Annotated in this window: 27 protein-coding genes; 12 read left to right on the forward strand and 15 right to left on the reverse strand. The window is 65.9% G+C overall.

Annotated features, from left to right (window positions below; all coding sequences use genetic code 11):
* Positions 1-68 precede the first annotated feature (68 nt).
* Both K2Y42_RS02765 and K2Y42_RS02770 read left to right on the forward strand, forming a co-directional pair.
* The gene (locus tag K2Y42_RS02765) at positions 69-1,961 is read left to right on the forward strand and encodes a sulfatase-like hydrolase/transferase (RefSeq protein ID WP_291148158.1); all 1,893 of its coding nucleotides are present in this window, start codon (positions 69-71) and stop codon (positions 1,959-1,961) included.
* 95 nt (positions 1,962-2,056) lie between these two features.
* Positions 2,057-2,290: a hypothetical protein gene (locus K2Y42_RS02770; RefSeq protein ID WP_291148160.1), complete on the forward strand. Its 234-nt coding sequence runs from the start codon at positions 2,057-2,059 to the stop codon at positions 2,288-2,290.
* 246 nt (positions 2,291-2,536) lie between these two features.
* Here the strand turns inward: K2Y42_RS02770 and K2Y42_RS02775 are convergent, their stop codons facing one another.
* The gene (locus tag K2Y42_RS02775; RefSeq protein ID WP_291148162.1) at positions 2,537-2,800 is read right to left on the reverse strand and encodes a hypothetical protein; all 264 of its coding nucleotides are present in this window, start codon (positions 2,798-2,800) and stop codon (positions 2,537-2,539) included.
* Positions 2,801-3,090: 290 nt separating this feature from the next.
* On the opposite strand from K2Y42_RS02775, the gene K2Y42_RS02780 reads away from it, so the two are divergent.
* Genes K2Y42_RS02780 through K2Y42_RS02790 form a run of 3 tightly spaced genes read left to right on the forward strand, consistent with a single transcriptional unit; the run spans position 3,091 to position 5,724 of the window.
* Positions 3,091-3,816, forward strand: coding sequence for a glycosyltransferase family 2 protein (locus K2Y42_RS02780; protein ID WP_291148163.1), 726 nt, complete (start codon positions 3,091-3,093; stop codon positions 3,814-3,816).
* Positions 3,813-4,121: a lipid-A-disaccharide synthase N-terminal domain-containing protein gene (locus K2Y42_RS02785; protein ID WP_291148165.1), complete on the forward strand. Its 309-nt coding sequence runs from the start codon at positions 3,813-3,815 to the stop codon at positions 4,119-4,121. Before K2Y42_RS02780 ends, K2Y42_RS02785 begins: the two co-directional genes overlap by 4 nt.
* Positions 4,122-4,125: 4 nt before the next feature.
* Entirely contained in the window at positions 4,126-5,724 is a 1,599-nt protein-coding gene (locus tag K2Y42_RS02790; RefSeq protein ID WP_291148167.1) for a glycosyltransferase family 39 protein, read from the forward strand.
* A 54-nt stretch (positions 5,725-5,778) separates the two neighbouring features.
* On the opposite strand, the gene K2Y42_RS02795 is transcribed toward K2Y42_RS02790, so the two are convergent.
* A complete protein-coding gene (locus K2Y42_RS02795; RefSeq protein ID WP_291148169.1) occupies positions 5,779-6,468 on the reverse strand; it encodes a helix-turn-helix domain-containing protein in 690 nt (229 codons plus the stop codon).
* Between the two features lie 207 nt (positions 6,469-6,675).
* On the opposite strand from K2Y42_RS02795, the gene K2Y42_RS02800 reads away from it, so the two are divergent.
* On the forward strand, positions 6,676-7,227 hold the full coding sequence (locus K2Y42_RS02800) for a hypothetical protein (protein ID WP_291148171.1): 552 nt from the start codon (positions 6,676-6,678) through the stop codon (positions 7,225-7,227).
* A 28-nt stretch (positions 7,228-7,255) separates the two neighbouring features.
* Here K2Y42_RS02800 and K2Y42_RS02805 read toward each other — a convergent pair whose 3' ends face one another.
* Positions 7,256-7,561, reverse strand: coding sequence for a hypothetical protein (locus K2Y42_RS02805; RefSeq protein WP_291148174.1), 306 nt, complete (start codon positions 7,559-7,561; stop codon positions 7,256-7,258).
* 129 nt (positions 7,562-7,690) lie between these two features.
* Between K2Y42_RS02805 and K2Y42_RS02810 the strand changes: the two genes are divergently transcribed.
* From K2Y42_RS02810 to K2Y42_RS02830, 5 genes are all read left to right on the forward strand, one after another.
* Positions 7,691-8,116 (forward strand): DUF805 domain-containing protein, encoded by a 426-nt coding sequence (locus tag K2Y42_RS02810; RefSeq protein WP_291148177.1) that lies wholly within the window; start codon positions 7,691-7,693, stop codon positions 8,114-8,116.
* Between the two features lie 6 nt (positions 8,117-8,122).
* On the forward strand, positions 8,123-8,866 hold the full coding sequence (locus tag K2Y42_RS02815; protein WP_291148179.1) for a sulfite exporter TauE/SafE family protein: 744 nt from the start codon (positions 8,123-8,125) through the stop codon (positions 8,864-8,866).
* Between the two features lie 30 nt (positions 8,867-8,896).
* Positions 8,897-9,241 carry a cytochrome c gene (locus K2Y42_RS02820; RefSeq protein WP_291148182.1) on the forward strand — a complete coding sequence of 115 codons (345 nt, stop codon included), beginning with the start codon at positions 8,897-8,899 and terminating at the stop codon, positions 9,239-9,241.
* A 59-nt stretch (positions 9,242-9,300) separates the two neighbouring features.
* Entirely contained in the window at positions 9,301-9,576 is a 276-nt protein-coding gene (locus K2Y42_RS02825) for a cytochrome c (RefSeq protein ID WP_366512331.1), read from the forward strand.
* 188 nt (positions 9,577-9,764) lie between these two features.
* Complete coding sequence (locus tag K2Y42_RS02830) at positions 9,765-11,411, forward strand: ATP-binding protein (protein ID WP_291148185.1); 1,647 nt, start codon at positions 9,765-9,767, stop codon at positions 11,409-11,411.
* Here K2Y42_RS02830 and K2Y42_RS02835 read toward each other — a convergent pair.
* A complete protein-coding gene (locus K2Y42_RS02835) occupies positions 11,398-12,123 on the reverse strand; it encodes a response regulator (RefSeq protein ID WP_291148187.1) in 726 nt (241 codons plus the stop codon). The two genes, K2Y42_RS02830 and K2Y42_RS02835, sit on opposite strands and share 14 nt — an antisense overlap.
* A 163-nt stretch (positions 12,124-12,286) precedes the next feature.
* On the opposite strand from K2Y42_RS02835, the gene K2Y42_RS02840 reads away from it, so the two are divergent.
* Entirely contained in the window at positions 12,287-12,934 is a 648-nt protein-coding gene (locus K2Y42_RS02840) for a hypothetical protein (RefSeq protein WP_291148189.1), read from the forward strand.
* A gap of 53 nt (positions 12,935-12,987) precedes the next feature.
* Here the strand turns inward: K2Y42_RS02840 and ccoS are convergent, their stop codons facing one another.
* From ccoS to K2Y42_RS02895, 11 genes are all read right to left on the reverse strand, one after another.
* Positions 12,988-13,152, reverse strand: a complete 165-nt coding sequence (gene ccoS / locus K2Y42_RS02845) for a cbb3-type cytochrome oxidase assembly protein CcoS (RefSeq protein WP_291148192.1) — start codon at positions 13,150-13,152, stop codon at positions 12,988-12,990.
* Entirely contained in the window at positions 13,149-15,383 is a 2,235-nt protein-coding gene (locus K2Y42_RS02850; protein WP_291148195.1) for a heavy metal translocating P-type ATPase, read from the reverse strand. Before K2Y42_RS02850 ends, ccoS begins: the two co-directional genes overlap by 4 nt.
* On the reverse strand, positions 15,368-15,880 hold the full coding sequence (locus tag K2Y42_RS02855) for a FixH family protein (protein WP_291148198.1): 513 nt from the start codon (positions 15,878-15,880) through the stop codon (positions 15,368-15,370). Before K2Y42_RS02855 ends, K2Y42_RS02850 begins: the two co-directional genes overlap by 16 nt.
* On the reverse strand, positions 15,877-17,379 hold the full coding sequence (ccoG, locus tag K2Y42_RS02860; protein WP_291150153.1) for a cytochrome c oxidase accessory protein CcoG: 1,503 nt from the start codon (positions 17,377-17,379) through the stop codon (positions 15,877-15,879). The genes K2Y42_RS02855 and ccoG overlap by 4 nt, the downstream gene beginning before the upstream one ends.
* A 28-nt stretch (positions 17,380-17,407) precedes the next feature.
* Positions 17,408-18,286 carry a cytochrome-c oxidase, cbb3-type subunit III gene (gene ccoP / locus K2Y42_RS02865; RefSeq protein ID WP_291148201.1) on the reverse strand — a complete coding sequence of 293 codons (879 nt, stop codon included), beginning with the start codon at positions 18,284-18,286 and terminating at the stop codon, positions 17,408-17,410.
* Positions 18,283-18,480 carry a cbb3-type cytochrome c oxidase subunit 3 gene (locus K2Y42_RS02870; RefSeq protein WP_291148203.1) on the reverse strand — a complete coding sequence of 66 codons (198 nt, stop codon included), beginning with the start codon at positions 18,478-18,480 and terminating at the stop codon, positions 18,283-18,285. The genes ccoP and K2Y42_RS02870 overlap by 4 nt, the downstream gene beginning before the upstream one ends.
* A gap of 10 nt (positions 18,481-18,490) precedes the next feature.
* A complete protein-coding gene (gene ccoO, locus K2Y42_RS02875; protein ID WP_291148206.1) occupies positions 18,491-19,225 on the reverse strand; it encodes a cytochrome-c oxidase, cbb3-type subunit II in 735 nt (244 codons plus the stop codon).
* Positions 19,226-19,240: 15 nt separating this feature from the next.
* The gene (gene ccoN, locus K2Y42_RS02880; protein ID WP_291148209.1) at positions 19,241-20,905 is read right to left on the reverse strand and encodes a cytochrome-c oxidase, cbb3-type subunit I; all 1,665 of its coding nucleotides are present in this window, start codon (positions 20,903-20,905) and stop codon (positions 19,241-19,243) included.
* Positions 20,906-21,041: 136 nt separating this feature from the next.
* Positions 21,042-23,432, reverse strand: a complete 2,391-nt coding sequence (locus K2Y42_RS02885; RefSeq protein WP_291148211.1) for a hypothetical protein — start codon at positions 23,430-23,432, stop codon at positions 21,042-21,044.
* Positions 23,433-23,461: 29 nt separating this feature from the next.
* Positions 23,462-24,295, reverse strand: coding sequence for a hypothetical protein (locus tag K2Y42_RS02890; protein WP_291148214.1), 834 nt, complete (start codon positions 24,293-24,295; stop codon positions 23,462-23,464).
* A 171-nt stretch (positions 24,296-24,466) separates the two neighbouring features.
* Positions 24,467-25,459 (reverse strand): cytochrome c family protein, encoded by a 993-nt coding sequence (locus K2Y42_RS02895; protein WP_291148216.1) that lies wholly within the window; start codon positions 25,457-25,459, stop codon positions 24,467-24,469.
* Positions 25,460-25,522 lie beyond the last annotated feature (63 nt).

Consider the following 25,522-nt stretch of genomic DNA (forward strand, 5'->3'; position numbering starts at 1 on the left):
CTCGTTATACTCCGCATCCCATAATTCCCGGGTAGCTGGATTGCGGGCCAGCGCCTGGGGGACGAGTCATGTCGGAAGACGGAGTGCTGACACGGCGAACCGCGCTCAAGCTCGGTCTGGCCGGAGCTGCCTCTGCGGCCGGTCTCGATGCTCCCTCCGAAGCCGGACAAACCGCCAAACCCGCCACAAGCAAGAAGCCGAACGTGCTCTTCCTGCTCGTTGACGAACAGCGTTTTCCAACGGTCTACGAAAGCGCGGCGCTGGCGGAGTTCCGGGCCAAGTATCTGCCCACGCAGGCCGCCCTCGCGAAACGCGGCATCTCGTTTGAGCGCCATTACGTGGCGTCCGTCGCCTGCGTGCCGAGCCGCACCTCGCTCTACACTGGGCACTATCCTTCGCTGCACGGCGCGGCGAACACCGACGGCGCCGCCAAGGCCGCCACAGATCCCGACATGCACTGGCTGCTGCCCGGCTCCGTGCCGACGCTCGGGCACTATCTGCGCCATGGCGGCTACCGGACCTACTGGAAAGGCAAGTGGCACGTCACGGAGGCGGATCTCCGGGTGCCCGGCACCAGCCAAGTGGTGACGAGCTACGATGCCAACGGCATCACGGATCCCGCCAAGGAGAGCATCTACCTCAACGCCGATCTGCTCGACCCGTTCGGCTTCTCCGGCTGGGTGGGGCCCGAGCCGCACGGGTCCGATCCGCTGCGATCAGGCTCCAGCGCGGGCCAAGGGAAGCAGGGGCGCGATCCGGCCGTCTCCGATCAGGTCGTGCGACAGCTCAAGGACCTCGATGCCTCCACGGACACCGCGCCCTGGTTTCTGATGGCGTCGTTCACGAACCCGCACGACATCGCGCTCTGGGGATTCTTCTCGAACCTGGCGGAGCAGTTTCGCGCGCAGTACGATTTCAGTGTGCCCGAGTGGGTGCCCGAAGAGCCGTTCGACCGCAGCCTGTTCGGCCGCACGCGCCTGGAGAAGCTCGACGACAAACCGTCGTGCCAGCGCTCCTACCGGGATGCTTACAGCGCGTTCATGCAGCCGAGCTTCGCGAGCCGCGAGTACTACCGGCTCTACTACCGGCTGCACGCCGACGTGGACCGCCACCTGGGCGAGGTGCTGGCCGCGCTCGACGCGACGCGCTTCCGCGACGACACCATCGTCGTCTTCACGTCCGACCATGGCGACATTCTCGGCGCGCACGGGGGCCTGCACCAGAAGTGGTACATGGCCTACGAGGAAGCGCTCCGCGTGCCGCTGGTCGTCGCACTGCCGGGAGGAAACGAAGCGCGCAGAATCGCGATCCCGACCAGCCACATCGACATCGTGCCCACGATCCTGGGATTGGCCGGCATCGACCGCGAGGCGACCCGCAAGGCGATCGCCCCCGCCTTCACCGATGCGCTGCCGCTGGTCGGGCGCGATCTCTCAGCGGCCATCCGTGGGGACGAGGCGCCCGACAAGCTGGCCGAGCCCATCTACTTCATGACGGACGACGATCCGAGCCGCGGGCTCGACCAGAAAAACTTCATCGGCATCACCTACGATTCCGTCGCGCAGCCGAACCACGTCGAGACCGTCATCGCGACGCTCAACGGCGAGGTCTGGAAATATTCGCGCTATTTCGATCATCCGCGCTACTGGAGCGCGCCGGGCACGCCCGGATCGGACGGCGTGCGCGATGTGGTGGCCACGCCCAAGGGCCGCGAAGGCGACGAAGAGGGCAACTCGCGGCGCATTTTCGAAGAACGCGTGAAGACCAAGCCGGTGGCGGACGAGTACGAAATGTACAACGTCACGACGGACCCGATGGAGCTCGAGAACCTCGCGGGGAAAGCCGAGTGGAAGGAGCGCGAAAGCGGCTTGCGGGTGTTGCTGGTGGAGCAATGCACGCTGAAGCGGCTCGTGCCGCAGAGCGGGCCGGTGCCGGGCGAGACCGGCTGCCGCGCCGGATAGCCCGCAGGGCGCGCCATGGTTAGCGCCCGCGGCAAACGTCAAGTGGAACCCTTCGGGACTGAAATCGTTACATTCTCGCTTCGAAAGTGAGAGCGATGGCCAACGATTTCCTGAAAAACATGCCCCCAGCACTCAAGTCGCTTTGGCAGCTCGAAAACGAGCTTCGGAAGTCGCTTCAGAACGCAGTGCTGCTGCGCCGGGCGGACGCGAATGAAAACCTCGAAATGGCCCGCCGGCATATGAAGGCTGCTCTCAGCGCCGTTCGCGGTGAGCCTGTTGCCGACGACAGCGTGGCGCCGCCACGGACCAGGTCGCACGGCTCGAAGTAGTTCCGGGCCTCGAACGCTCGAACCCGGAAACGCGTCGAACCCGTGATATCCCGTGGACCTTCTGGAACCCGCGCCTGCTTTGCGCGTTAACCCAGCATGAGGGGCGTCGCATCGCCCTTTTGGTCAGGAGCGCCGAGCCGGGAAACCGGTTCGGCGCTCCGTTGGTTTTGCAGGGCGCTTTACCGCTTGCACAGCGCGTCATGAAAAAAGGCTGGCACGCGTGCCAGCCTTTCTCGTTCGCCCGCGTTATGGAGCGGGGGGTGCCGGCGCCGGGACAGGCGCCTTTGTCGGCGGGTCCGCTGGCGTTTGCAGTGCGGGCCGGTCTATTGGTGCGTTTGTCAGGCTCGCATTGTCGTTGAACGACCCCAGCAACGCCATGGCCAAAAGGGCGGCCACGGCGACGCCGAGAACCAGGGGCCAGTTGAAGCTCGAACGCGTGTCGATTGCGTCGGGATCGCGATAGGGGTCGACGCGGGTGCGGCGCTCCTGATTGGTATCCGGATAGGCCATTTTCTCCTCCTTGTCGGCTGTCCTTGAAGATCAAACGGCCTCAGCCGGGGACTGTTCCCAATTCTTTCCGGCGTTCTGCCATCCGCGGGAGAACCGCGCGCATCCGTTTGAATTCGCAGGCTTTCCGCAGGAGCCAGCGCGCACTCGAAACACCAACGGCATCGCAGCAATGCGCCTGCGTGAACCCCGCTGATCCAGCGCAAATTCGGGCCGTGCTTCGTGTTTGTCAGGTTGCTTTCAGCTTGCCGCAGGAAGGTGCCGCCCGGGAGCTGAACCGAGGGGGACCACGCATGTATGCCGCAATCGTTCTTCCCGCGTTCAACGAGGAAGACAGCATCGGCCCTCTGCTGCGCGAAATCCGCGGCGCGATCGAGGGTCTTCCGGTGCGCGAGGTCGTTCTCGTCGATGACGGCAGCACGGACGACACCGCGGCGAACGCAATCGCCGCGTGGGGTCGCGATCCGTCGCTGCGCGTCATCCGCCATGGCCGGCGCCAGGGGCAGAGCCGCGCGCTCCTGACCGGCATCCGCGCCGCCTCGCAAGATCTGATCGTGACGCTCGACGCCGATGGGCAGAACGATCCGGCGGACATCGCCACGCTGATTGCTGCATTCACCGCCCGCCAGAACGTCACGGCGCGCATGATCGTCGCCGGACAGCGGATGCGGCGCCAGGATACGCTTCTGAAGCGCATCTCATCGCGGCTCGCCAACGGTATCCGCGCGAGCCTGCTCGGCGACAACGTGCGCGATACCGGATGCAGCCTGAAGCTGTTTCGCCGCCAGGATTTTCTCGACCTTCCCTTCTTCGATCACATTCACCGCTTCGTGCCGGCCTTGATGAAGGCTTCGGGCGTCGCCGTCGTGCTGGTCGATGTTGGGCATCGGCCGCGCAAGGCCGGCGCCTCGAAATACGGCTTCTGGGATCGTCTTTGGGTGGGCATCTACGACCTGGTCGGCGTTCGCTGGCTGGTGAAGCGTCAGATTGCCAACGTCGAGCTGGAGACTGTGCAATGAGCGCTCATGTCGCCGCGTCGTCGGAAACGATCTGGCTCTGTATCGGATTTATCGGGCAGGCGCTTTTTTCTGCGCGTTTCTTCGTGCAGTGGCTGGCTTCCGAGCAGCAGCGCCGGTCGGTCCTGCCGGTCGCCTTCTGGTACTTCAGCCTGGCGGGCGGCATCGTGCTGCTCAGCTATGCGCTCTGGCGCGCCGACCCGATCTTTATCATCGGTCAGGCCACCGGGCTGTTGATCTATGCCCGCAATCTCTACTTCGTCACCACCTCGGCCCGGACAGGCGAGGCCGTTTCGGCTGCGAGTTGATCGCTTGATCCTCGAAACGAAACCGACCGAGAACGCAGGTCTTGTCGCGCTCGTAGTGCTGGCGGGGCTGCTGGTCGCCGTCGTCGCAAGCTGGCCCGCGCTGCCGGTCGATGAGACGCGTTATCTCACTGTCGCCTGGGAGATGCGCGCCTCCGGACACTGGATGCTGCCGACGCTCAACTTCGCGCCCTACTCGCACAAGCCGCCGCTTCTGTTCTGGCTGATCAATGCGAGCTGGTCGCTGTTCGGAGTTTCTGTCTGGCCGGCGCGCATGGTCGGCGCGGCCGCAATGGGCGTGACGCTGCTCTTGACCCATCGGCTCGACCGCCGCCTTCTCCCGGATGCCATCCAGGGGCCGGCAGCAAGCGCGCTGATGCTCACCGCTCTGCCGGTGTTCGTCATCCTCGGCTTTTCGATCATGTTCGACATGCTGCTCACCGCGACCGTGGTGGGGGCGCAGCTCGCGCTGTGGCACGCGGGCCGGCGCGGCGGACGCGGCGCGATGCTCGCCTACGGTCTCTGCACCGGCCTCGGGCTACTGGCCAAAGGGCCGATCGTCTTTCTCTTCACGCTGCCGGCAGCGCTGCTCGGTCCGTTGTGGATCGAGGAGGCGCAAAAGCGTGGATGGTATCTGCGCGTCGGTGTCGCGTTCGCCTTCTCCATCGCCATCGGGCTTGCCTGGGCGCTGCGCGCCGCTGCCCTCGGCGGGCCGGAGTTCGCGGAGATGCTGTTCTGGAAGCAATCGGCCGGGCGGATCACATCATCGTTCGCGCATGCGCGCCCGTTCTGGTTCTACGGGCCGATTTTGCTCGCGCTCCTCGCGCCGCTCGCTCCGTGGCGGCCCGCGTGGGCGGGCCTGCGCAAAGTCCTTTCGGCCAGCAACGCGCCACGCACCTTCCTCATGTGCTGGATCGTGCCCGCGCTGCTCGGCCTGAGTGCCATCAGCGGCAAGCAGCTCCATTACCTGCTTCCGGTGGTGCCCGCCGTGGCGCTGCTTCTTTCGCTCGGCTTGAGAGACATCGAGCCGCGCGCGCGCGATGGCCTCCCTGTGCTCGCGTTCGCCGGCGCCATCGTTGCCGGACTGGTGGCGTTCGCCCTGCTCGGAGACCGCTTCCTGCAGAACGATTCATTGGTCTCGTCCGTCTTGCAGAAGCAAAGCTTGCCACTGCTCATCGCGATGGGGCTTTTGGCGCTCGGTGCACTGGCAATGTTCACAGGCACAGTGCGGCGCGCGCTGACCGGCCTCGCCATAGCCAATCTCGTGTTCGTGCTCGGCATCGCGGTACAAAGCCGGGCCACCGTGACCGAGCTGTTCGATATTGATCCGGTGGCCAACGCCCTCTCGCAGAGGAAGACCGGGCCGATCGCCATGACGCAGGTGCCGCGCGGAGAGTTCGGCTTTCTGGCGCGCCTTTCGGAGCCGATCACCTACGTTCCCGCCGGACAGCTCGATGGTTGGCTGGCTGACAACCCGACGGGCGTCGCGATCGTGTTTTCGCGCATCGGCAACCCGGCATCCGCGCCGCTGCGCCACACGGTCGTCTTCAGCAAAAACTATCGCTTGAGCGAGGTGATCACGCTCGTGACGTCGACGCGGAGATGAGCAGGAGGCTCGATCGCGAACAATAGTGTCCGCGCGGCGTGACGCGTGTGCGGCTCACTCGTTGGCGAGGTCTGCAAGCCGCGCGACATCCAGCAGCTTGACCGTCGTGCCGCCCTGCTCGACGCCGATGACTTCCATCTCGCGCAGCTTGGTGATCGTGCGGCTGACCGTCTCGATGGTGAGGCCGAGCAAATCGGCGATATCGCTGCGGCGCATCGCGAGCTTGATGACGTCGTCTCCGGCGCCGCCTGACCGGCGGTGCAAGGCGAGCAGGAATGCCGCGACGCGTTCGATGGCGCTGCGCTGGCCCACGGTGACGAGCAGGCTGCGTGCGGCCATCAGATCCTGACAGACGGACTTGTAGAGCTTGAGGGCGAGCGAGGCGTCCGTCTCGGCAAGCTTCTCAAGCGCGGGCGCGGAGAAGCAGCGCACCTTGGCGGTGCACGTGGCCTGCGCGCTCATGATCTGCTCGCCCAGCACGCCGAGACCGATGAAATCACCCGGATAGGCGAAATCGATGATGCGGCGGCGGCCGTCGAACAGCGTCTTGTAGATGGCGATGACGCCTTCCTCGACACGGTAGACGAAGGTGCGCGCATCGCCCTCGCAGAACACGTGCTCCTTGGCTTCGAGCCTCCGCTCCGTCGCCTGCGCCAGACGCTCGTCGAGGGCGCGGCTTCCCCGCGCGCGGTCGGCCGACGGCTTCGATGGTGCACTGATTTCGTGAAATTGGCTCGCGAGCATCGTCTCTCCTCGGCCAGGCGGCCGGTGCGGATTGCCGTGATACGAGGCCGATTAAAGGCGTGATTTGCTCCGACGGTATGAGGGGCAAGTGATAAATTGTACGAGTTTGTAACAACGCCGTCGCGGGGTGCGGCACTATGATCTCGATCAAATCCCCCTGCATCCGCAGGACTATGATCCGCCGGTCCTGAAACCCCGAGACCGGCAATGCGATCGAGCCATGACCCAAACGCCCGGCACCTGCTTGCCCTCGCTCAAAAAGTCGACGCGGACCTGCTGCTGCAATCGGAAATCGACATGGCGCTCGCCACGCTCATGGGCGAGCTGCCGTTCGTCACCGCGCTGCGCGTCGCGGGCATCCTGGCGGCCGTGCTGACGCCGAGCTGGAGCGAACACAGGCGCTTCCAGGAAGAGGTGCTGTTTCCCATCCTCGCCACGGAGCGCAATCAGCCGGACGACTTTGTCGAATTCGCCGGTCGCATCGGGGACGTGCACGTCGAAATCGGCGAGCATCAGCGCGAGGTCTCGATCAGCCTCAAGCACATGGCCATCGATGGGCGCCCTTTGACCTCCAGCCGCCTCGACCTCATCGAGCAGACGCTCGCCCTGCGGCGGCGCCACCACGCGGCCGAAAACGCCATCGACCTGAAAATTCCGAAGAGCCTGGGGGACAGCTCGCGCGACATCCTCTGGCGCTGGACAGCGCGCCAGGGCGTGGAGCCGTTCCCGGTCAACCTGATCGCGAAACTGTGGGATTGAGACGCTGTCTCGCACGCCCTTCGTTCCCTTAGCAGACCGCGGCGGCGCACAGCTCAAGGCGGAACTTCTGGGTCGCCGTTTTGCGCGAGAAGTTGAACTCGCGGCCATCGAAGCAGGAGATGCGTCCATCGACGCCCTTTTCGTCCCCCAAAGGGATCTCCTGGTAGGCCAGAACCTCATTCAGATCGCAGGTCATCTCTGTCTTGAGCTGTGCCTTGAGAACGGCGCGCCAATGCTCGGCGTTGTGCTCGCTTGGGTCATCGGCCGCCTGGGGCGCGCCCGAGGACAGACCGACAAACAAGGACAACACTGCAGCGTAGCGCTTCGCATTCATGGCCAACACCCCCGACCGACAGACCGACGGCGCCCACAATGGGCGCTTCGCAAGCGACTGCTTTGACGCCGGTCAAAGCAGGCCACCCCCACGCCGATACGGTGATCACGCACGGCACACGGGGACACCATGAGCGACGACATTATCGATCTGTTCTTTTCATTTCGCGGCCGGGCCAGCAGGCAGCAGTGGGTGTTCGGCAGCCTGGCCATCGCCCTCGCCGCCGCGCTCGGGGTTTATTTGTTCAACGACGGCAGCTTCGACGAGAGCATCTACGCGCAGCCCGAGATTCCCACGATGGCCGCCGTGATCTGGGTGTTCGTCTGCCTTACCGCGTTCTGGGCCGTCAGCGTGAAGCGGGTGGCCGACGCGGGTCTGAGCCGATGGGTCGCCGTGGCGGTGTGCGTGCTGTCTCTCCTGCTGGCGACCGGCTGGGCCTGCGGCGTGTTTCCCGCGGCGCTGTCGACGAATACAAGCGCGCTCTCCTTCTGGGCGCTGGCTGGGCTGATCGCACCGGGTCTCTTTCTCTGCGCGAGCGCGGGAAAGGACAGCTGAGGCCGCATGGACCAGCTTCTCGGCATCGCAGGCGGATTGGGGCTGGGCCTCGCAAGCACGCTGCATTGCGCGGGCATGTGCGGCGGACTGAGCGCCAGCCTGCTCCACTTCGGAGGCGCGCGCAGCACCGGTGAAACCATCCGGATCGCGGCGATCACACATGCCGGGCGCATCGTTTCGTACGCTCTGGCCGGCGCGATCGCCGGCAGCATCGGCACGCCGGCGATCGCGTGGCTCGACCGCGAGGTCGCGTTCAGATTGGCGCAATGGGCAAGTGCGGCGGCGCTCATGTGGATCGGGCTTTCGACGGCGGGGCTGCTGCCGTCGATCTCCGTGCTGGATCGGCTGCTGGCTCCCATTTCGAATGGGCTCGCGCGCGTGCCCCGGCCGCGCTCTCACCCCTACGCCACGGCGCTGGCCGGTGGCCTCGCCTGGGGGCTGATGCCGTGCGCCATGGTGTACGGCGCGCTGTTCACGGCGCTGCTCAGCGGATCCGCGCTCGGCGGCGGCGCGATCATGCTGGCCTTCGGGGTCGGCACACTGCCGGGGCTTGCCGCCACCGTCGCCGGGTATCGCTCGCTCACGGCGCTTGCTGCACATAAGGGGCTGCGGCTTGCGGCCGGGCTCGCCATTGGTCTTCTCGGCTTTCTCACGGTGTGGGCGCCGCATGGAGACTCGGGCGCGATCTGCGCGCCCGCCGCGCCTTCCGTGTTGACCCAGGTCAAAAGCCCGCCCGGGCATCTCCCCTAAAGGTTACTCGACCATTCGGAGGATCGCCTCGTGCGCACATCGTCTCTCGCTTTTCTGCCTCTCGTCTCGCTGTTTGCTGCCGCCGCCTGCCCTGCCCTCGCCGATGACCGAGGCAAGGAGCGCGAAGGCGGCATCTACGCGCGAGCCCATTGCGCCGAGTGCCACGGCGTCGACGCCTCGGCCGAAGACTTTTCGCCGAATGCCGATGCGCCGGATTTCTCCGTTGTGGCCAATACGCCGGGAATGACCGAGATGGCCGTGCGCGTCTGGCTGCAGACCTCGCATCCCACCATGCCGGATTTCATTATTCCGGAGGAGGTGCGCGCCAACCTCGCAGCCTACATCATGAGCCTGAAGGCGGAGCCGAGCCGGTGAGTGTTTCGCGGCACGGTTCATATTCCGCGTTTGCCGGGTTCATCTTGGCAAGCCTCTCGGTGACCTTGCCGGTCGCGGCGGCCGATCCGTCGCAGATCGATGCGGGGCGGCATGCGCTCGACACACGCTGCAGCCGGTGCCATGCGATCGGGCCGGAGGGTCAAAGCCCGCATGCCCAAGCGCCGCCCTTCCGCGATTTGATGAAGCGCTATCCGCCCGAGAATCTCGCGGAGGCGCTCGCCGAAGGCATCGTATCGGGTCATCCCGATATGCCCGAGTACGTGCTCTCGCCGGAAGAGATCGAGGCCGTCATGGCCTATCTGCACACGCTATGACGGCTGCGTGCGCCGGCGGCTCTGGTTTGGCCGACCGGCGGGGCATCGCCTGATACCTCCCCTCGGCCGCGTTCTCTCGGCCGCGCAGCATCAAAAGCGCCTTGTCCGGTCCCGTTGCCTGATCTATGCCTCGGCGCAGTCCGCACGCGCAGCGTTCGCGTGCACCCTTGCTCGCCGGGATGGAGTTGATGGCCGACGACGCACTGCCATTCGATCCGACGCGGGGTAGCGCCGTGGCGCTGGCGCAGGCGCAAGTGGCCGCCATTCTCGCCATCGCGGCGGACGCCATCATTTCACTCGACGAGTCTCTCTGCATCACGCTGTTCAACGACGGCGCGGCGCAGATCTTCGGATACAGCAAGGAGGAAATCCTCGGACAGCGGCTCGATCTGCTGATCCCAGAGCGCATGCGCGCCAACCACCGCCACCACGTCGCGGATTTCTCGGCTTCCCCCGTGCCCTCGAAGAAGATGGGCGAACGGCAGGAGATCTTCGCGCGGCGCAAGGACGGATCGGAGTTTCCGGCCGAGGCCTCGATCGCCAAGCAGGTGATCAACGGGCGCCGGGTCTACATGGTGGTGCTGCGGGACGTGACCGAGCGGCGGCAGGCGGAAGTGGCGCTGGCGGCCGCGAACGGAGCGCTCGAAGCCCGCGTTGCCGATCGCACGCGCGCACTCGAAGCCGAGATCCGTCGCCGCGAGGAAACGCATGCGGCGCTGATCCAGGCGCAGCGCATGGAAGCCTTCGGCCAGCTCACGGGCGGCATCGCGCACGACTTCAACAACCTGCTCACGATCATCACGGGCAATCTCGAACTGCTGGGCAACGAGCATTCGCAGTTGCATCAAGCCGCATTCCTGAAACGGGCGACTGACGCGGCCGAAATGGGCGCGGCCCTGACGCGGCGGCTGCTCACGTTCGCGCGGCGGCGCCACCTGATGCCGCAGATCCTCGACGTCAACGAGCTGATCCTCAACCTGACCGAGATCCTGCAGCGCTCGCTCGGCGAGCCCGTCTCGCTCACCACGGTGCTGGCGGGCAGCGCGTGGCGCATTCGCGCGGACCGGAGTGAGCTCGAAAACGCCATCCTCAATCTCGCGCTCAACGCACGCGACGCGATGCCGGCCGGCGGCAATCTCGTCATCGAAAGCCGCAACGTGACGGCGGAGCAGGCCGGTCTTTCTCCGGACGGCGAGTTCGTTCTGATTTCAGTGAGCGACACGGGCGACGGCATGCCGCCGGAGGTGCTGGAGCGGGCGTTCGAGCCCTTTTTCACCACCAAGGAGCCGGGACGCGGCACGGGCCTCGGGCTCAGCTCCGTCTACGGGTTTGCCGAGCAATCGGGCGGGCACGTCACCATCGACAGCGCACCCGGGCGCGGCGCGACGATCAATCTGTATCTGCCGCGCGCGGCCGAAGTCTCGCAGGACACCGGCGTGGTGGCCGAGGCCGTTCCCCTTTCGGAGAACAGCGAGGTCGTGCTCGTCGTCGAGGACAATCCGGATGTGCGCGAGTTGACGATGCAGCGCGTCGAGGGGCTCGGGTACGTCGTGCGCGAGGCGGAAAACGGCCGGGCTGCCGTCGCAATCCTGAAGAGCGGCGAAGCCATCGACATCGTGCTCAGCGACATCGTCATGGCGGGCGGACTGTCCGGCTATGAACTCGGGCGATGGGTTCAGGCGAACCGGCCCAGCATCCCGGTGCTGCTGACCACCGGGTATGCGGCCGAGGAAGCCCGCCCCGATGCCGCCGATTTCCCCATTCTGCGCAAACCGTACAAGCGCGCCGAACTCGCCAACGCACTCCGGGACGCGCTGGCGGCTAGAGCCGTTTGACGTCGCCCGCAAACACGTAGCCCACGCCACGGACCGTCTTGACGAGTTGGGGGCGCTCGCTATCCGGCTCGATCTTGCGGCGCAGCCTGGCGACGAGCGCATCGATCGAGCGATCCAGCGGCGTCCAGTCGTGGCCCTTGAGCATGTCCATCAGCTCATCGCGCGAGAGAACGCGGCCGGGGCGCTGCACCAGGATCGCCAGAAGATTGAACTCGGCCGTCGTCAGCTCGCAACGGTCGCCCGCGGGATTGCGCACCTCGCGCCGCGGCAGGTCCAGAGACCAGCCTTCGAACGTAAAGCGCGGCCCGCCGGTTGACCGCGGCTCGGGCGCCGCGCTTGCGTCCGCCGCCTGGTAGCGGCGCAGTACGGCGCGCACGCGCGCCACCACCTCGCGCATCAGGAACGGCTTGGCGATGTAGTCGTCGGCCCCGAGCTCGAGACCCACGACGCGATCGATCGGATCGCCCTTTCCGGTAATCATGATAATCGGCGTGTTGCGCTTGGCGCGCAGATCGCGGGCGACCTTGAGGCCGTCCTCGCCCCCCAGCTTGAGATCGAGCGTCATGAGGCCGATAGAATGGGCCGTAAGCTGATCATCGGCGTCGGCACCGTTGCCGGCCTCGACGACGGCGAACCCCTCCGCCTCCAGGCCCGCACGCAAGAGGGCCCGCACGTCTGGCTCGTCGTCCACGATGAGGATGGTGTCGGTCATGATGCGTTCCGTCGATACGGCAGCAGATCTCTGGTGAACAGCGGGCATGCGGCCGCTGTCACATCATGTCACACATTCGCACACGCGCGGCATACACCCGGCACCGCCGTCGGGTTTTCTGCACCCCTTGCTTCAAGTGTGACGGATTCCGGCAGGAGCTTCTGTGACCACCTCGCAAAACAGCGAAACCCTGTCTCTCACCCCGGCCGGCCTGCCGTTCGCGCCGCCCGATCCCAGCGTGGGCCTTCACGCCCCGGCCAATTCTGCCCCGTCCGCCTCCGGCAGCCGGCAACGCTATGTCGTCGGCGTCTTCATCTTGCGCTCGGATGCCTCGCGCGCGGTCGCGGAACTGGCGAGGGTCCCCTGCGAGGTTCTCGTCGTGTCGGCGGCGCCCGTCGAGCCATCGGTGTGGACGGCACGCCAGGGCGTGACCTTCCGCCAAGTCGATCAGGCGACGGCGCTCTCCGACTTCACCGCGATCCTGAGCGCCTCTCCGTGCTTTTCCGTTCTCGGGCCGAGCGGCGAATCCGATCCCGTCACGGCGGGGCGCACCGTGGGCGTCGCCCGGCACTTCGATTCACTCGTGCGCCACCTTGCCTCCGACGCCACCGTCATTCTGGTGCAGGCGGGCGGGCAGGACGCATATCTTCGGGCATCGCGCATTCTGCTCGACGGCAAATGCGTGATGCTGGTGACGCATGACGTCAGGCAGACCGAGCACCCGGCCGACCGGGCGCACGTGGACACGGACGCGTGCTGCCAGAACTGCACGAGCAGAACGTGCGGCAAGCTTCCTCTGCCACTCGAATAAAGATCTCGCGCATCGCGCGCGCCAGCTTTTGGGCTGCTCTTCCTTAGTCTTCGCTAGGGCTTCGGCGGCTGCGACGGCTCTTCGTCGTCCTGGATGGCGCGCCAGCCGGATCCCTCGAGGTCGTTGAATTGACCTGAGTTCAACGACCAGATGAAGGCCGCGAGGCCCAGTCCGCCGAGAGCGAGTGCGCACGGGATCAACCAGGCCAAAGCGCTCATGCCGTTCTCCTCAAGGATTCCAGCGGAAGATTTCGCCCCCTGAGCCGCAGGGCGTTCGCGGTCACGGCAATCGACGACAGCGACATCGCAAGGGCTGCGATCAGCGGCGTGACGTAGCCCGCCATGGCGAGCGGGACGAAGACGACGTTGTAGCCGATGGCGATGGCGAAGTTCTCGAACGACATGCGCTGCGCGGCGCGCGCGACAGTCATCGTCTCCAGTATCGGCGCGAGCGGCTGGCCCTGGAACACGGCATCGGCGGCGGTCTGGCTGATGTCGGCCGCGGTCGAGGGCGAGAGCGAAGCGTGCGCGGCCGCAAGGGCCGGCGCGTCGTTCAGGCCATCGCCCACCATGAGCACTTTTCTGCCGCGTGCCTTCAGGTCTTCGATGAAGCAGATTTTTCCGTTTGGCTTGATGCCCGCCCATGCGTCGGCAATCCCAACAGCCTGCGCGACGGCGTTGACGGTCGTCTCCCGGTCGCCCGACAGAAGCGCCACGCGATAGCCGGCCAGCTTGAGAGCGGATACGACGTCGCGCGCGCCGGGACGCACGGCATCCTCGAATTCAAAGTTCGCGATCTCGCCGTTGGCATCCGCAAAGCGGAGCGACCCGGTGCGCCCGCCCGAGGGATCGCCGGACTTGATCCATTCGGCCGAGCCGAGCCGGATCTCGCCCGCAGGAGATGCTGCCGCGAGCCCGGATCCCGGGATCTCGACCACGCCCGAGGCCGCGGCAATCGTCAAACCCCGTTCGCGCGCGGCCCTGACCACCGCCCGCGAATAGGGATGGCGACTTGCGACCGCAAGCGACGCTGCCTTGGCGAGGACTGCGTCTGAGAGCTCGCTGCCGTTGCGCAGCACCGGCTCGCCGCGCGTCAGCGTGCCCGTCTTGTCGAACACGACCGTATCGACCTCGGCCAGCCGTTCGAGCCCATCGGCGGCTTTCACGATCACGCCCTTCGCGAACAGGCGGCTGGTGGCGGCCACCTGGACCGCCGGGACGGCAAGCGCCAGCGCGCACGGACACGTGATGATCAGCACGGCGACTGCGTAGGTCAGCGACAGCTCCCAGCCCGCACCGGCCAGCATCCAGCCGGCGAACGTGAGCGCGCCGAGCACGTGGACGGCCGGGGCGTAGAGACGCGAGGCGCGATCCGCGAGCCGGACGTACTGCCCTCGCCCCTGCTCGGCCGCCTGCATGAGGCGGGCGATTTCGGCAAGCAGCGTGCTGTCGTCGGTCGCCGTTGCCTGGACCGTCACGGCGCGCGTCATGTTGACGGTGCCAGCGTGAACGTCGGCACCAGGCTTCGCCCATCGCGGCAGCGTCTCGCCGGTGATCAGGCTCTCGTCGATTTCGCTCTCGCCTTCGACGATGCGGCCGTCGACGGGGATGCGTTCACCGGCCGCGACCTGCACGCGCATGCCGGGTGTCAGCGCGCGCGCCGCCATGCGCCGGGCGGTGCCATCAGACCCGATGACCGTTGCGGTCAGGGATTTGAGACCGATCAGGTTCTCCGCCGCGCCCCGCGCCTTGAGGCGCACGTGCTCGTCGAGATAGCGGCCGATGAGAAGGAAGAACGTCAGCATGATCGCGGCATCGAAGTAGACCTGATGCGATCCCCGGAAGGTCTGAAACAGGCTCATGCCCGTCGCGAGCACGATGCCGAGAGAGATCGGCACGTCCATGTTGAGGCGCCGGGCGCCGATGGCCGCTTTGGCGGAGCGAAAGAACGGTTGCGCCGAATAGGCAATCGCCGGCATCGCGATCAGCGCCGACAGCCAGTGGAACAACGATGCGGCCGCCGCATCCATATCGCTGGCCGCACCGGCCCAGACCGATACCGACAGCAGCATCACGTTGGCGGCCGCAAAGCCCGCCACACCCAGGCGGCGCAGCAAATCGTCGGCGCGCCGGTTCTCCTGCTCGCTGCTGCCTTCGATCGCTTCGGCGGCCTTGAAGCCGGCAGCCCCGATTACATCGACCAGAGCCTGGGAATCGGTGACGGCGGCGTCAAAGGCGATGCTGACGCGCCGGGTCGAAAGATTGACGCGCCCTTCGCGCACGCCGGGCGTGCGGCGCAGAGCGCGCTCGATCGTGGTCATGCACGCGCCGCAGTGCATATCTTCGACGACAAGCGAGACCGATTGCGGGCGCTCCGTGCGATTGGCCCGCTCCGCGCGGCTCGGAAGCGGTACATCAGCGGCGGCGTGTGCGTTCAGGGCGCGACCCATAGGCGTCTCCTGGTTTCGTAGACGGGGATCGCCGGATCGCCGCCGTCCGCTATGACGCGCACGTCCGCGATCCAGGTGCCACCCGCCAAGGGCGTGGTGACTGGGGCCTCGTAGACGCCGGGCGCAGTCTCGGCGAGGCGCAGCGCCATGTCGGCGCGGACCGTGGCCGGGCGTCCCAGCGTCGCATCGATGCGCAGGCCTGCGAGCGGCTTGCCGTCCGCCGCCCTGATCGAGACGCGCAGGCGTGACGCGTCGTCGGAGAGCGTGACCGTGTCGCCCCAGCCGAGGGACGACTGGCGCTTGGCGCGCTCGATGCGATCGTTGTAGGCGAGACCGTCCCGATAGGCGTTCGCGTTGTCGACGCCGCCGAACGTCGTGAGAGCTTTGTAGATCATCGTCGCATCAGCCACGATGATCACCGCGAAGAACGCGACCATGGCGGCGAGCACGTGTTTGCCGCGAAGGCCATCCTGCTGCGGCGGGGAAAGTGCGCTCATCGTCCTGCGCTCCTGAATGATGTGTCGCGGGTCAGCCGGTCACCTGTCTCTTCGTCCGTTATGACGAGCTGCAGAGGCATGGAGCTTGCCGTGAGGCTTGCTTTCGCGCGGGCCGGCACGGTGACGTAGATCTTGAAGGCGCGTACCGCGCTCGCCTCGACAATCATGCCGGCCGCGCTCGTCTCCTGGCCCAGGATGGAGAACTCCGTCACGGGAAGGCCCTCGACGCTCAGATGATAGGTTCGGGCGCCGTGCGTCTTGTTCAGGATCTTGAGCGTGTAGCCGTTGCGGATGCCGCCGTCCGAGAGGCGCACGAACAGCGGGTTGCGATCCTCGATGACGCTGATCTCGACCGGCGAGCGCACAACCCATGCCCATCCCATGATGGCGAGCACGACGGCGATCAGCGCCGAGTACAGAACCGTGCGCGACCGCACGAATTGAACCGGACGGCGCTCGGCTTCCGACCGCGCATCCATGTTGCGGAAGGTCTCGTAGGCGATCAGACCCTGCGGGCGGCCGACCTTGCCCATGATGTCGTCACACGCGTCAATGCAGAGCGCACACTGGATGCATTCGAGCTGGGCGCCATCTCGGATGTCGATGCCCATCGGGCAGACGGCGACGCAGGCCTTGCAGTCGACGCAGTCGCCGCGGCCGTCCCAGGTTTGCCCCTTCTTGTGCGGGCCGCGCGGTTCGCCGCGCAAATCGCGGTAGGAGACGAGAAGCGATTCGGAATCGAACATTGCCGCCTGGATGCGCGGCCACGGGCACATGTAGATGCAGACCTGCTCGCGGGCGATGCCGCCCAGCAGGTAGGTGGTCGCCGTGAACAGGGCCATGAAGACGTAGGCCACGCCCGGCGCGTCGCCCGTGACGAGCTCGGCGGCCAGTGTCGGTGCGTCACGGAAGTAGAACACCAGCACACCGCCGGTCGCGAGGCCGATCAGCATCCAGCTCGCGTGCGTCGCGGCCTTCTTCCAGATTTTCTCAATCGTCCAATCGCTCTGATCGAGGCGGATGCGCGCGTTGCGGTCGCCCTGCCAGAACCGCTCGACGGCGATCATGAGATCGGTCCATACGGTCTGCGGGCAGGCATATCCGCACCACATGCGCCCGGCGAGCGCGGTCACGAGAAACAGACCCAGCGCCGAGACGATCAGGATGCCCGTGATGAAGTACAGCTCCTGCGGCCAGATCTCGATCGGGCCGAAGAACAGGCGCTGGTTTGCGAAATCGAGCAGGAACGCCTGATCGGGAAGACCGGGCCCCCGGTCCCAGCGGATCCACGGCAGGATGTAGTAGATGCCGAGGGTCACGACCATCACCGCCCACTTGATCGAGCGGAACGTGCCGTGGGCGCGCTTCGGGTAGATGGGCTGGCGCGCGGCATACAGGCTGCGCGCCTCCTTCGAGGAGACAGCATCGACAGCGATCCGCGCGACGCCCGGCGCGGCTTCGTCGGGCTCGTCGCGGATGAAACGGGACACGGGGTCCATGATGGTCACGATGCCTTACCTTAGATCGCTATTTTCCACCGCCCAACGAGTGCACGTAGATCGTCAGCATCTTGATCGTCACGGGATCGAGCTTGCCTTCCCAGGCGGGCATGACGCCGATCCCGGCGCGGCCGGTGCGGATCGTTTCCACGACGTCCGACTTTTCACCGCCGTAGAGCCAGATGGCGTCGGCGAGGTTCGGGGCGCCCATCTCCTGGTTGCCCTTGGCGTCGGCGCCGTGGCAGGCGGCGCATTGCTCGGCGAAGATGCCCTTACCCCGCTCGATCGCGGCCGGATCGGCCTTCGCGCCGGACAGCGACCGGACGAAGTCGGCGGCGTCCGAGATCTGCGCGCTCGTCAGGACCTGATCGACCCCGAAGCGCGGCATGGCGCTGTCGTGCGTGTCGGGATGGCCCGAACGTACGCCGTAGCGGAGCGTTCTTTCGATGGTCTCGACGGTGCCGCCCCACAGCCAATCGTCGTCGTTGAGGTTGGGATAGCCCTTGAAGCCCTGTGCGCCGCGGCCGTGGCACGGGGCGCAGTTGTTCGAGAACTGCGCCGCGCCGCCGCGCAGCACGAACTCCATCAGGTCGGGATCCTTCTCGATGTCCGCAATCGGCTTGGCGGCGATGGCCGCGACGAACTTCGCCTGGCTTTCCTTGCCCGCCGCGATGTCGCGCGCGACCTCGATGCGCTGGCTGTAGCCCAGCATGCCGTGGGTGTAGGTGCTGACGAGCGGCCAGGTGGGATACAGCACCCAGTAGCCGATGGACCAGACGATCGACGCATACAGCACATAGAGCCACCACCGCGGCAGCGGCTTGTTCAGCTCCTTGAGATCGCCGTCCCAGACGTGACCCGTGGTCTCGGCGCCAGTGACGGCGTCGATTTCCTTATGTCCGCTCATTGTGCGCGGTTCCCTTCGTCGTCGTCACGGATCGCGGGCATCTCCTCGTCGATCAAAAGCGGGAGGCGCGCGGCTTGGCGAAACTTCTCGGCATTGGATGGGCGGAAGGCGTAGAAGACGATCCCCGCCAGAAGCGATCCAAACAGCCCCATTGCGATCATCTGCGACCACTGAACGATTTCGGCGTAGCTCATTGGGTCCTCCTCATCGCAGGTTCGGTCCGGCCGCATCGAAGGTCGTGAAATCAACGAGCGTGCCGAGCATCTGCAGGTAGGCGATCAAGGCGTCCATTTCGGTCGCGGCTTCGTCGGCCTTGCCGTCGAACTTCCGCACTTGCGCCTTCGGATAGCGGGCGAGGACGGCCTTGCCGGCCTTGCTGTCGGGGCTGACCTGCCCATTGAGATCGGCAACCGCGTTCTCGATCATCTCATCGGTGTAGGGCACGCCCACGAGCCGCAGCGCCTTCATGTCGGCGGCGATTGCGGAGGCATCGAGCTTGCGCTCGGCGAGGAACGGATAGCCCGGCATGACGGAACCCGGCACAACCTCGCGCGGGTGCTTCAAGTGGTCGACGTGCCAGGCGTCGGAGTACTTGCCGCCGACGCGCGCGAGATCCGGTCCGGTGCGCTTCGAGCCCCATTGGAACGGATGGTCGTACATGCTCTCAGCGGCGAGGCTGTAGTGGCCGTAGCGCTCGACCTCGTCACGGAGCGAGCGGATCATCTGGCTATGGCAGTTGTAGCATCCTTCGCGGATGTAGATGTTGCGGCCCACCAGCTCGAGCGGCGCGTAGGGGCGCATGCCCTGCACCTTCTCGATCGTGGAGCCGAGGAAGAAGAGCGGCGCTATCTCGACCAGGCCGCCGATCGACACCACGATCAGGATGCCGATGAGGAGCACCAGAGAGTTCTTCTCGAATATCGCGTGCGACAGTTTCATTGGGTCGGCTCTCCGTCACTCGGCAGGGGAAGCGAGCGGCGCGCCGCGCAGCTCCGGGGCCGCGGCAACGCGCGGCTGATCCTTGATGTCCACGGGGGCGTCACCGCGGACGGTCTTCCAGACGTTCCAAGCCATGAGCAGCGAGCCCGCGAGGAACATCGTGCCGCCCGTCGCGCGGATGATGTAGGGCCAGTGCATGGCCTCCACCGTCTCGACGAAGGAGTAGGTGAGGAAGCCGAGGTGGTCGTAGGCGCGCCACATCAGACCCTGCATGATCCCCGACACCCACATCGACGTGATGTAGAGAACGATGCCAATGGTCGCGATCCAGAAGTGCCATTCGACGAGGCGCAGCGAATAGAGGCCCTGGCGCTTCCACAGCCACGGCACGAGGCAGTAGATGGCGCCGAAGGACACCATGCCGACCCAGCCGAGCGCACCTGAGTGCACGTGGCCGATGGTCCAATCGGTGTAGTGGCTGAGCGAGTTCACGGCCTTGATGGACATCAGCGGGCCTTCGAACGTCGACATACCGTAGAATGCCACGGAGACGACGAGCAGGCGCACGACGGGATCGGTGCGAAGGCGGTCCCAGGCGCCCGACAGCGTCATCAGGCCGTTGATCATGCCGCCCCACGAGGGCATCCAGAGCATGATCGAGAACGTCATGCCGAGCGTCTGCGCCCAATCGGGCAGCGCCGTGTAATGGAGATGGTGCGGGCCCGCCCAGATGTAGAGGAAGATCAGGCTCCAGAAGTGGATAATGGAGAGCCGATAGGAATAGACGGGGCGCTCCACCCGCTTCGGGATGAAGTAGTACATGATGCCGAGGAAGCCGGCTGTGAGGAAGAAGCCCACGGCGTTATGGCCGTACCACCACTGCGTCATCGCATCCTGGACGCCGGCGAACAGCGAGTAGCTCTTCGAGCCCAGCAGAGACGCCGGCACGGCAAGGTTGTTGACTATGTGCAGCAACGCAATGGTGACGATGAAGGCAAGATAGAACCAGTTCGCAACGTAGATGTGCGGTTCCTTGCGCTTCCAGATCGTGCCGAGGAAGACGAGCAGGTAGCAGACCCAAACCGCCGTCAGCCACAGGTCGACGTACCATTCCGGCTCGGCGTATTCCTTGCTCTGGGTCGAGCCGAGCAGGTAGCCGGTGGCGGCAAGCACGATGAAGATCTGATAGCCGTAGACGACGAACCAGGGCGCCCAGTAGCCGGCGAGGCGCGCGCGGCAGGTGCGCTGGACGACATAGAGCGAGGTCGCGATCAGGACGTTGCCGCCGAACGCGAAGATCACGGCCGAGGTGTGCAACGGCCTCAGGCGTCCGAAGTTGGTCCACGGCAGGTCGAAGTTGAGCGCGGGGAACGCGAGCTGCCAGGCGATGATGACGCCGACGAGAAATCCGACGACGCCCCAGACCACCGCGGCGATGGTGGCGAACTTGACCGGGCCATCCATGTAGCCCTTCTGCTCGCCCGCGCCGCCGGGGCGCGGATGCGACATGACGTAGAGTCCGGCCCCGATGCTGGCGACCAGAAACAGCGCGCCATGGAAGCGGATGACTTCGTCAAGACCTGCCAGCCAGTACACCGCGCCGAGCGCCGCACATCCCGCGGCCACCAACACAGCCGCGCCGCCGGACAGGGCGATTACCTCTTCGCTCGTCGCTCTCATCAGTCCCTCGCCCGATGTCGAAATTTATCGGACAACACTGAGTGCGGCGGCGCTTGCGGACTTTGATCGCAATCAAACGTGCGACGATACGGCTGGCCAAAACCGAGGATTGCAGCTCGCTACGGATGGCGGACGCCTATTGGATCGGGAGTTTCGTGCTCATCATGGGGGTCGTCACGCCGTTCACGTGATAGCTGTGACACAACAGGCAATCCTGGCGCGACTTTCCGGCGGTGTGGCACGTCTGGCAGAGATCCTTGTTCACCGCGCCGAAATCCGACGCGAACACTTTCGGATTGCCCTGCTCGTAGCTCTTCAGGTACGGGCGGCCCTTTTCGAGCGCGTGACACGTCAAGCAGCCGCGATCGCCCGTGATGGCGAAGTGCGGCTCATGGACGAACTTCGTGAAGCGTCCCGTCTTAGCGGCGGCCGACGCCGGGGCGAAGTTGACGATACGCCCCTTGCCCTGGATGTCGTCGACGCTGTGGCATTTGGTGCAGGCTCCTTGCGCGTCCTTGCCGGTGAGGCCGTCGAAGACCGCCGCGGCCGGGCTCGTGTCGCCTTTCGTTGCGTGGGGGCCGGTCAGGACGAGCCAGGAGAAGATGAATTTGTCCTTGTGGCCTACGGGCCGGTAGTAGATCGCGTGGTCCTGCCGGTACCAGCCGCCGTATTCGGCCCAACTCTCCGGGTCCACGTCGCTTTCGATGCTGATCTCGGATGCTGCTCCGCCTCGCGGCGCGGCTGCGGCGTCGGCTGACTTCGCGGGAGCTGTCGGCGCGCGGGTATCGGCTGCATAAGGGGGAGCGCCGCTATCGAGCTTGGCGTTCGCGGCATCCGACGAACCGCCTGCGGCCCCGGATGGCGCCTCCTTCGCGGCGCTCGGAGCTTCCTTCGCGATGCCGCGCAGCTCTTCCGCCGTCGGGAAGAGAAGGTCGTCGCTTTGATCCGCCGGATCGCTCGGGGGCGGCTTGACGGGGGCGCCCGCCTGCTTGTCGCCGTCGGATGGTTTGGTGGTCGTATCAGCCGATCCGGTGTCCTTGCCTGACGGCGCGGTTGGGCGATCGTCCTTGTCCGAGCCTTCGGGCTTTCTACGCTCCATCCTTGGCTCATCGTCGTCGGTGCCCTTGTTGCGCTCGGCGTCGATCGAGCGCGGCGTGCCGCTCGGCAGCAGCCTGCGTCCGGGGATGGTGTCGCTGTCCTCGGCGAGGCGCATCCGGCCGCGATGGCCTCCGGCTTCGCGCGCGTGCCCACCGAACAGCTCGTCGGGATCCGCCGTTGCGGCCAGCTTCGTTTCGGTCGTGATCGTGCTCCAGCCGTCGCCTGCCGCGTCCGTCTCCGGGTGCGCGGCGATCTCGGCCGCAAGATTGGGGAGCCACTGCTGCTGCGCGCCAGCGATCACATCGCGCGGCATGCTCGCGGTCAGGTCAGCGACGAGGCCGGCGCTCAGCGTCGCGCCGCCGATGCCGAAGTTGCCCAGCACGTCCGACGCCTTCCCCTTGATCAACGCGTGAAACAGCCGCTTGGTTTTCCAGGCCAGCGCCGCAACCGCCTTGATCTGCGCATCGCTCGCGGTGCTCAGATCCTGCAGGTTGACGCCGTCCAACGCCTTCATGAGCGCGCGGCCCCGCTCGTCCCGCCCGATCATCACCTTCATGAACGGCGTGAGCTCGGCTTCGGAGGCCTCCGGCCACTCGCCAATCGCGGCGTTTTTTTTCTTCAGTGTCTGCACGTCCAGGCCCGGCACGGACAGGAACGCGACGCCTTTGGGCCCGCTCGCCCGCTCCTTGCCCACGATCTGATCGAGGTGGCAGCCCGTGCACGTCTGCTCGAACGGCGCCACGGCCATGACGCGCTTGTCCTGGCGGCTGTCGTGGCAGGTCGCGCACGTCTCGGGAATGCGCCGCGACGGGTCCTTCTTCGCGACCTCCGGGTAATGTTTGCCGAAGTGGCCGGCGTGGTCGTAGACGATCCGCGTGCGCCTCTCGAACGGGTACGTGACGAATTTCGGATGGTTGCCGTCGAAGCTGTCGAAGCGCACGGAGTGGCAGGCGCGACATTGCTCGTTCGAGACTTTGCTCAAGTCGAAGTTTGCGCCCTGGTGCTCCTGGTGGCAGGTCGCGCACTCGAGGCCGCCTTTCACCATGTCGTGGGTCGGAAAGGCAGCATCCTGCGCGCGGGCCGACAGCGGCACAGGCGTCGTGCTCGCGATTTTTATCAGCCGCTCCGTGCTCTGCTTCAGGGCTTCATCCGACGCACCGTGTGGGTTGAAGGCGGTCTCCGGCATCTTGTGACAGGTAAGGCAGGCTTTGCTGTCGGCGTGCGGCTCTCCCGGTGCGAGGCCGCGTATCCAGCTCAATTTTCCGCTGCCGCTGCTGGCGTGACACGTGCTGCACGCCTCGATCGCGCCGTGGGCGCTTGCCAGCGGCCCCGGCATCAGCATCTCAGTGCCGTGCGTGAGAACGAGACCGGCGCCGAGACAAACGAGTGTCGCAAGCGCAAGCACCCGCGCCAGACGATCTCGTCCCAAGCCTGATCCTTTCCAAGACGGCCGCCACATCACCACGCCCCCGATGAATAGGCATAGACGACGAGACCGTGCAGCACGCCGAGCACGACCAGCGCATAGGTGGCGGGCACGTGTACGAACAGCCACGCCCGGGTCAGCGCAAGATAGACGCGGGCGAAATCCAGGCGGTCTTTTTCCACCGCCAAGCTCCTGATCGCGGCGAGCTTCTCCTGGCTGGCCGCATCGACATAGCGGGCGAGACTGTCGATCTCATCGGTCAGTCTCTTGAGATGACGCTGCGAGCCGATGAGATGGGCCACTGCATTGCGCGGGCCGTCGAAATGCTGGCGCAGGTGGGCGGTGTAGAGATCGGTGATCCACGCGTCATGGGGGAGCCCCGGCAGCGGGGGCAATCCCGGCAAGGCGATCTGGGCGGCTCCCGGCTCGCTCTCGACGACGGCGGCGTGGACGGCTCGCGCCAACTCGGCGCGCAGCACTGGGATCCGCTCCGCGCTCACGCCGTCATCAATGAGGCGTTTCGATTTCAGCGACCAGCCGAGATAGACGCCGAAGATGCCGCTCAGCGTCACCAGCACGAAGCCTGCCCACAGCGCCCATTCGAAGCCGGTATCCGGCAACGATAAGCCCGAGTGCGAGACGAAGGCGGCAATCAGGAGGTAGCCCATGGCGATATGCGTCTTACGCCAGCGCATCGCGGACTTCGGAGAGAGGCGCGCGGTCTTGATCGCGATGTGGAAGTAGATCTGCACCGCCATGCCGCCGGCCAGCACCCAGCCGTCGAGGTAGCGCGGGTCGCGCAATCCATTGCCATAGATATAGACGAGCCAGAACAGGCCAGCGGACAGCGCCGCGATGGCTGCCACCAGCGCCCCCTGTCGCGCGGGCCGTCTCGCCGCGCGTGTTCCGATGGCCTCATGCGTCACGGCAGACCCCTGTTCTTCCCCATCGCCGCGGTCCTGATCGCAAGTCTCTTTTGTTGTTCCGGCGCACTTTCGTTGTGCCGCAGCACCGCGCGGCGCATCAGTTGGGCGGCTTCAGTTGGGTGGCTTTCTGGCCGCGCCCTTGTATTTGTCCGCGCCGGGTATCAGGCCATCGAGCCCGGCCATCGTGCTGCCGTCGTACTTTTCCGTGACGAGCACGAGTTGTCGGGAGACGCCGTCGGCGGCGGCGGTGAGGCGCGCTTCGTTGTTGAGTTTCAGGCCCGCGGAATGGCCCAGCTTCACCATCTCCGCGATTTCCGGCACGCCAGGGGCTGCCTTCGCCGCAACGTCGAGTTGCTTGCGCGCGCGATCCGCACGCTTGGCCATCTCGAATGCGTAGGCCTTTCGCACCGTCGCCTTGCCGATGCCGCGCAACGCCATTTCAAGTTCGACGCCGAGGCCGACGAGATAGAGCATGCGCTTGCGCGCGGCATCGGCCGGCACGTTTTCACGGCCCTTGGAATGCCACGTATTGTGGCGCACCTCGCCTTGCGACCAGGACACCAGCTCGAAGGCGCTGCCAGCCTTGTGGCCGCCCTTGTTCACGAGCTCTTCCTGCGGAACGACGTGGCAGGTGTAGCAATTCTTGGCGAGTTGATAGACGGAGCGCGGCCTGATCATTCCTTTGGAGTCGGAGAGCCTCCAGCGCTCCTTCGCCTCGGCCTTGGTTTCGAACAGGATGGTCTTGCCGCTGAAGCCGCTGTGCACCTTGATCCAGTCCTGCCCGGCGCTGTGACAGCTCTCGCAGGAGATGCCCGAGACCGGCTCCTCGCGATCGTTCTTCTGCTGCAACGTAAAGTGACAGCTCGCGCACAGAGTGTCGTACTTGATGCGGCGCACGCCCATTTTGTCGGCGATCTCATTCGCCTTGGTGTTGCGGGGCATCTCCCGAAATGTCTTGAAGTGGTGCGACTCCTTCCACGCCTCGACCTCCTGCTTGTGGCATTCGGCACAGGCGTTCGGGCCGACCGTCTTGGCGGTGTCGGTGGCCGTGGCTTCGGTTGCGGCGAAGCTCGAGACGGCGAGAACGGCGACCAGACGCGCCATCGGCCATCCGAGGCGCAGCGACCTGCGACTTGTCCCTGCCCCGACCGCAATCGATTTCGGGGT

The sequence above is a fragment of the Hyphomicrobium sp. genome (genome assembly GCF_019744875.1).
Classification (GTDB): Bacteria; Pseudomonadota; Alphaproteobacteria; order Rhizobiales; family Hyphomicrobiaceae; genus Hyphomicrobium_C.